General features: G+C 61.1%; 5 protein-coding genes. All 5 read right to left on the bottom strand.

The features are described 5' to 3' along the window. Positions 1 to 193: 193 nt before the first annotated feature. Positions 194 to 2,413: an FAD-dependent oxidoreductase gene (locus tag QZ638_RS09510; protein ID WP_295809334.1), complete on the bottom strand. Its 2,220-nt coding sequence runs from the start codon at positions 2,411 to 2,413 to the stop codon at positions 194 to 196. A gap of 20 nt (positions 2,414 to 2,433) precedes the next feature. Continuing rightward, positions 2,434 to 3,642 carry an acetyl-CoA C-acetyltransferase gene (locus QZ638_RS09505; protein ID WP_295809331.1) on the bottom strand — a complete coding sequence of 403 codons (1,209 nt, stop codon included), beginning with the start codon at positions 3,640 to 3,642 and terminating at the stop codon, positions 2,434 to 2,436. A 47-nt stretch (positions 3,643 to 3,689) separates the two neighbouring features. After that, positions 3,690 to 4,796: an acyl-CoA dehydrogenase family protein gene (locus tag QZ638_RS09500; RefSeq protein ID WP_295809345.1), complete on the bottom strand. Its 1,107-nt coding sequence runs from the start codon at positions 4,794 to 4,796 to the stop codon at positions 3,690 to 3,692. 134 nt (positions 4,797 to 4,930) lie between these two features. Continuing rightward, the gene (locus QZ638_RS09495; RefSeq protein ID WP_295809328.1) at positions 4,931 to 6,727 is read right to left on the bottom strand and encodes an acyl-CoA dehydrogenase C-terminal domain-containing protein; all 1,797 of its coding nucleotides are present in this window, start codon (positions 6,725 to 6,727) and stop codon (positions 4,931 to 4,933) included. A gap of 222 nt (positions 6,728 to 6,949) precedes the next feature. Further along, positions 6,950 to 7,417, bottom strand: a complete 468-nt coding sequence (locus QZ638_RS09490; protein ID WP_295809343.1) for a MerR family DNA-binding transcriptional regulator — start codon at positions 7,415 to 7,417, stop codon at positions 6,950 to 6,952. Positions 7,418 to 7,479 lie beyond the last annotated feature (62 nt).

Genomic DNA, 7,479 nt, shown 5'->3' with positions numbered 1-7,479 from the left:
AACATGATCCTCTCGATCGGGCCGCGTGTCGAACGTTACGTTAAGTGTATTAATGCACACGGCAGAGCAGAGGAGGGGGGATTATTTTCCCCGTGATGAATTTTCCAGAGGAAATGCTCCCGCATTTCAAAGGTCGGATTCACTTTGACCGGAGGGAAAGGCGCTGTTGCCCATCCCTCCAAGTAATTGATTTTCAGGCAGCTTCTGCGGCCTTTGCCGGTTCCTTCGGCGGGAATTTCCGATAGAAGTTTTCGTTGTTTTTTGCCATGTCGCGTAACAGCCGGTTCGGCTTGAAGCGCGGACCCCATTTCTTGGCGAACTGCTGGCAAAGTTTGACGAAAGCGGCCGTTCCCATCGTGTCGATATAGGAGAGTGTGCCTCCGGAATAAGGCGCGAAGCCGAAGCCGAGGATCGAGCCGACATCTGCTTCGCGAACATCGGTGAGGCATTTCTCCTCGAAGATCCGTGCCGTCTCCAGCGCCTGCATCACCAGAAGGCGCTGCTTGAGCTCCTCGATGTCGAACTGCTCGGCAGGTTTCGGGGTGCCGACGACCTCCGGAATTCCCGGCCAGAGCTGCTTGTCCCGGCCCTGGTAGTCGTAGAAGCCCTTGCCGTTCTTGCGGCCGTGCCGTCCGTGCGTGTCGACCATCGTGTCGATCAGCTGCATGTGGCGCGGATCGACGGCCTTTTCGCCGAGGTCGCGGATCGTCTGCTTCATGATCTTCTGCGCCAGGTCGATCGCCGTCTCGTCGGTCAGCGATAGCGGGCCGACCGGCATGCCGGCCATCTTGGCGGCGTTCTCGATCATCACCGGCGGCACGCCCTCGATCAGCATCGAGAAGGCCTCCTGCATGTAGCGCAGGACGCAGCGGTTGACGTAGAAGCCGCGCGTGTCGTTGATGACGATCGGCGTCTTCTTGATCGCGCGGACATAGTCCATCGCCACCGCCAGCGCCTTGTCGCCGGTGCGCTTGCCCATGATGATCTCGACCAGCATCATCTTGTCGACCGGCGAGAAGAAGTGGATGCCGATGAAGTTCTTCGGCCGCTTCGAGTTCTTGGCGAGACCGGTGATCGGAATGGTCGAGGTGTTGGAGGCGAAGATGCCGGACGGCTTCAGATGCGCCTCGGCCTGTTCGGTCGCCGCCTTCTTGACGCCGGAATCCTCGAACACCGCCTCGATGATCAGGTCGGCGCCCTCGAGGTCGGCATAGTCCGCCGACGGGGTGATCAGCGACAGGAGCTTCTCCTTGTCGTCGGCCGTGGCGCGGCCCTTCTGCATCGCCTTCGAAACGAGGCCGTCGGAATGCGCCTTGCCCTTTTCGGCCGCTTCCATGTCGCGGTCGATGAGCACCACCGGGATGCCGGCCTTCGCCGTGACATAGGCGATGCCCGCGCCCATGAAGCCCGCGCCGATGACGCCGATCTTCTTGAACTTCGTCGGCTTGACGCCTTCGGGACGGCGCGCGCCCTTGTTGAGTTCCTGCAGCGAGACGAACAGCGAGCGGATCATCGATCCGGCCTCGGTCGTCTGCAGCACGTTGGCGAAATAGCGCTGCTCGATGGTCAGCGCCGTGTCGAACGGAACCTGCAGGCCCTCATAGACGCATTTCAGGATCGCCGCGGCGCCCGGATAGTTCATGTGCGTCTCGCGGCGCAGGATCGCCGAGGCCGCGGGCCACAGGTTGGCGCCGGCCGGCGTGTAGATCTTGCCGCCGGGCAGCTTGAAGCCCTTCTCGTCCCACGGCTGCACCGGCGAGAGGCCGGCCGCGATCATCGCCTTGGCGGCGGCGATCAGCTTCTTCGGCGGCACCACGTCGTGGATCAGGCCCATCGCCTTGGCGCGCGACGGCGTCAGGCTGGAGCCCTGCGTCATCATCTGCAGCGCGTCCTGCTGGTTGGTCAGGCGCGGCACGCGCTGAGTGCCGCCGGCGCCCGGGAAGATGCCGATCTTGACTTCCGGCAGCGCCATCTTGACCGCCGGCGAGTCCGCGGCGACGCGGCCGTGGCAGGCGAGGCTCATCTCGAAGGCGCCGCCCATGCAGGTGCCGTTGATCGCCGACACCCACGGCTTGCCGCAGGTTTCCAGCTTGCGGTAGAGCTTGCTCATCCGGCCCGCGCCGTCGAACAGCATCTGCATCGCCTTTTGCGGGTCCTTCGAACGCTCGTTCTGGATGATGTCGAACATCTTCTTCAGCATGGTGATGTCCGCGCCGCCGGAGAAGCTGTCCTTCTTGCCCGAGGTGATGACCGCGCCCTTGACGGCGTCGTCGGCGACGACGGCGTCGATGATCGCGTCGAGCTCGTCCATCACCTCCTCGGTATAGACGTTCATCGTCTTGTCCGGCATGTCCCAGGTAACGAGCGCGATGCCGTCGGCGTCGGTTTCGACGGTGAAGTTCTTGTAAGTCATTTTCTGTCTCTCCCGATCCGTTAGACGCGCTCGATGATGGTGGCGGTGCCCATGCCGGCGCCGATGCACAGCGTGACGAGCGCGGTGTTGAGGTCGCGACGCTCCAGCTCGTCGAGCACGGTGCCGAGGATCATCGCGCCGGTGGCTCCAAGCGGGTGTCCCATGGCGATGGCGCCGCCGGCGACGTTCATCTTCGAGTGGTCGATGTCGAAGGCCTGCATATAGCGCAGCACCACAGAGGCGAATGCCTCGTTGAGCTCGAACAGGTCGATGTCCGAGATCGTCATCTTCGCCTTCTTCAAAAGCTTCTCGGTGACGTCGACGGGGCCGGTCAGCATCAGCGCCGGGTCGGAGCCGATATTGGCGAACGCCCTGATCTTCGCGCGCGGGGTGAGCCCCATCGTCTTGCCGCCGCGCTTCGAGCCGAGCAGCACGCCGGCCGCGCCGTCGACGATGCCGGAGGAATTGCCGGCATGGTGCACGTAGTTGATCGCCTCGACTTCCGGATGCTTGGCGATGCCGACTGCCTCGAAGCCGCCCATCTGGCCGGGCATCACGAAGGAGGGCTGCAGCTGGCCGAGCGACTGCATGTCGGTGCCGGGTCGCATGTGCTCGTCACGGTCGAGAATGGTCAGGCCGTTCTGGTCCTTCACCGCGATGACCGACTTCGAGAAGTTGCCCTTTTCCCAGCTTTCCGCCGCGCGCTTCTGGCTTTCGACCGCATAGGCATCGACGTCGTCGCGCGAAAAGCCGTATTTGGTGGCGATCAGGTCGGCCGACACGCCCTGCGGCATGAAATAGGAGGGCAGGCCGACCGAGGGGTCCATGAACCATGCGCCGCCAGACATGCCCATACCGACGCGCGACATGCTCTCCACGCCGCCGGCAATGACGATCTCGTCGGACCCGCCGGCGATCTTGGCCGCACCCAGATTGATGGCGTCGAGACCCGAGGCGCAGAAGCGCGAGATCTGCATACCCGGAGCCGCGTCTGCATAGCGCGCCTCGAAGGCGGCCGAACGCGGGATAACGGAGCCTGCCTCGCCGACTGGATCGACGCAGCCGAAAATGATGTCGTCCACCTTTGCGGTCTCGAGCCCGTTGCGGTCGCGCACGGCTTCGAGAACCTTCGCGCCAAGGCGCACGGCCGGCACCTCGTGCAGCGATCCGTCCTTCTTGCCGCGTCCGCGCGGCGTGCGCACGGCATCATATACATAAGCGTCAGCCATATCGGTCTCCCTGCTTTTCCGACCCAACGCGGGGTCGGGCGATTGGTTCAAAGGGTTCTGGCGATCACCAGTTTCATGATCTCGTTGGTGCCGCCATAGATGCGCTGCACGCGGGCATCGCGATACATGCGCGCGATCGGATATTCGTTCATATAGCCATAGCCGCCATGAAGCTGCAGGCATTCATCGACCACTTTGCACTGCAGGTCGGTGAGCCAGTATTTGACCATGGAGGCGGTGGCGGTATCGAGATTTCCGGCGAGGTGACGGGCCACGCAATCATTGTAGAAAACGCGGCCGACCGTTGCCTCGGTTTTCAGTTCCGCCAATTTGAACTGGGTGTTCTGAAAATCGATCACCTTCTGGCCGAATGCCTTGCGCTCCTTCACATAGTCGATGGTGACCGCCAGCGCGCGCTCGATCATTGCAATGGCCTGGGCTCCGATCAGAAGCCGCTCCTGCGGGAGCTGCTGCATGAGTTGCACAAAGCCCTGACCTTCTTCATGACCGAGAAGATTGGCGGTCGGCACACGCACATCGTTGAAGAAGAGTTCCGAGGTGTCGTTGGACTTGAGTCCGATCTTGTCGAGGTTGCGACCCCGCTCAAACTCTTCGGCTTCATCGGTTTCGACCACGATCAGCGACGTGCCCTTCGCGCCCTGGCTCGGATCCGTCTTGGCCACCACGATGACGAGGTTCGCCAGCTGGCCGTTGGTGATGAAGGTTTTGGAGCCGTTGAGACGGTAATGGTTTCCGTCTTTTTCGGCACGCGTTTTCACACGCTGAAGATCGGACCCGGCACCGGGCTCGGTCATGGCGATTGCACCGATCAATTCGCCGCTTGCGAGCTTCGGCAGCCAGCGCTTCTTCTGCTCTTGCGAGCCGTAGTGAAGAATGTAGGGCGCAACGATTGCATTGTGGAGCGCAATGCCGAAACCGTCGACGCCCACATGGCTGATCGCTTCGATAATGGCGCTTTCATGGGCGTAGGTGCCGCCCGCACCGCCATGCTCCTCCGGCATCGAGGCGCAGAGAAGGCCCGCCGCTCCAGCCTTTTCCCAGCTCGCACGGTCGAATATCTCCGCCTTCTCGAACGCTTCATAGTGAGGCGCAATCTCTTCCGTCAGGAAGCGGCTCGCCATGTCATAGAGCATGGCGACGTCTTCACCGGCCCATTCGGGCCGGGAAAGGCCAAGTACGGACTGCGGGTCTGACACTCTAAGCCTCCTGGCTGGCTGCACTGCGCGCTAAGGAAAGCACGCTAGAATGCGTACGGATATTACGCCAGTCAAAACGCCTCTTCCGGCAGCGCCATCATCGCGTCCGCTCCTGTGGAAATACGGGCGAGATGCGCCGCCGTTTCGGGCATGACGCGCTCCATGAAATAGCGGCCGGTGGCAATCTTCGCCTCAAGGAAAGAGGTATCGCCATTGGCGCTGCCGGCGAGTTGTTCCTGCGCGCTCTTGACCATGCGGCCCCACATATAGCCAAGCGCAACAAGCCCCATCAGATGCATGTAGTCATGGGAAGCGGCGCCCGCGTTGTCGGGTTTTTGAACAGCATTTTGCATGAGCCAAAGCGAGGCCGACTGCAAATCGCTCAACCCCTTCTTCAACGCTTTCGTGAAGGGGGCCATGGCTTCGTCCTCACGGTGAGTTTCGCAAAAGTCGCTCACTTCCTTGAAGAAAGCCTGTGCTGCGCGTCCACCTTTGGCGGGGAGTTTGCGACCGACCAGGTCGAGCGCCTGGATGCCGTTCGCACCCTCGTAGATCATGGCGATACGTGCATCCCGCACGAACTGGCTCATCCCGTGTTCTTCAATATAGCCGTGGCCGCCGAAAAGCTGCTGCGCCATCACTGCGTGCTCGAACCCTTTGTCTGTAAGCACGCCTTTGATCACGGGCGTCATGAGCGCCAGAAGGTCGGAAGCGGCCTCGCGGTCCTTTTCGTCTTTGGACAGATGCACGATATCGGATTTCAGCGCTGTCCACAGAATGAGCGCGCGGCCTGCTTCGTTGAAGGCGCGGATGGTCATCAGGTTGCGGCGCACATCCGGGTGAACGATAATCGGGTCGGCTTTCTTCTCCGGCGCCTTGGGGCCGGTGAGGGACCGGCCTTGCAGGCGCTCGCGGGCATATTCGACAGCACCTTGATAGGCGGCCTCGCCGACAGCATGCCCCTGCAAGCCGACACCGAGCCGAGCTTCGTTCATCATCGTGAACATCGCTTTCAGGCCGCCATTCTCCTCGCCGAGCAGATAGCCCGTTGCCTCATCGTAATTCATAACGCAGGTGGCGTTGCCGTGAATGCCCATCTTCTCTTCAATGGCACCGCAGGAAACGGCATTGGGGTCGCCCAGCGCACCCGTGTCGTCAACCATCACCTTCGGCACAACGAACAGCGAAATGCCCTTCACGCCCGCTGGGACGCCTTCGATACGTGCAAGCACCAAGTGAACGATGTTCTCCGAAAGGTCGTGCTCGCCCGCGGAAATGAAGATCTTCTGGCCGGAAATCTTGTAGCTTCCGTCGCCGTTTGGCACGGCTTTGGAGGTCAGAAGGCCCAGGTCGGTGCCGCAATGTGGCTCGGTCAGGTTCATGGTGCCGGTCCAGCTGCCTTCAACCATCTTCGGCAGCCACTTCTGCTTCTGCTCCTCGGTCCCATGTGTAAGGATCGCTGCGATGGCGCCCTGCGTGAGGCCCGGATACATCATCAGCGCCATGTTGGCGGAGACAAGATATTCGCTAACCGCCGAATGAACTGTGTAGGGTAACCCTTGGCCGCCATATTCCGTCGGCACGGATAGGCCGAGCCAGCCACCCTCGCAATATTGGCGGTAGGCGTCACCAAAGCCCGTCGGTGTGGACACCGCGCCATCCTCGTGACGGATACAGCCTTCCACATCGCCCACACGGTTGAGCGGCTGCATGACGTTTTCGGCCAGCTTTGCGCCTTCGCTCAGGATCGCTTCGACGATGTCCGGCGAGGCGTCGGCAAAGCCCGGCAGATTGTCGTAATTGCCGTAGCCAAGAACATCGTTGAGCACGAACAGCGTATCGCGCACGGGCGCCCGGTATGTCGGCATGAGACTCCTCCAGCTCTCGGAACAAAGGCGCGAACAGAGCTTTCGCGCAGCATCGGAAGCGCTCTAGCAAATTTTGACGTTTGCGTAAACGTCAAAAAAGGTACGCTGCATGACAAAAACCGCGCGGAAAGATTTCCGCGCGGCTCCGAAAAAACAACAAGGGTTCTGTAGATGCCCCAAGAAGGCGCACCCGATCACAGAATCGAGACTACCTCGGAGAGATCAACCCGCAGTACGCAAGCCTGGTGCGGGTTCCAGTCGTGCGGAAACGTCGGCGATCAGCTTCTTGAGCTCGGAAATCGCATCTTCGATCGAGTGATGCTGCTTTTCCAGGCGCACCATCTGACGTTTGGATTTTTCTAGAACGAGCTGCAGCTGTTCGGTGTTTCCGGTCTTGTGGCCGGTTCCCGGATCGTCCAGGTCCAGCACTTCCTTGATATCGCTGAGCGAAAAGCCGATTTTGCGGCCCAGCAGGATTTGCTGGAGACGGACCTTGTCGTTGCGCGAATAAAGGCGGGCCGTCCCGGCGCGCTCAGGCGTAAGAAGCCCTTTATCTTCATAAAAGCGCAGGGCGCGGAGGGTAACGCCGAACTCCCGCGCCATCTCGCCTATGCGGGTGTATTCCTCGGATTGGTCGGGAGAATCATTTCCCTCGGCAGTCTTTTGGACGGCCATTGCAATGTTCGTCATGATCACTGTTCCGTATCGAATGAACACTCCGGTGGGGAGCCGGAATGAGGTCATGTCTGACG

The organism is uncultured Nitratireductor sp., assembly GCF_913053745.1.
Classification (GTDB): Bacteria; Pseudomonadota; Alphaproteobacteria; order Rhizobiales; family Rhizobiaceae; genus Nitratireductor.
Note: the sequence above shows the minus strand (reverse complement) of the source record. Positions and strands in the feature narration are given on the sequence as shown.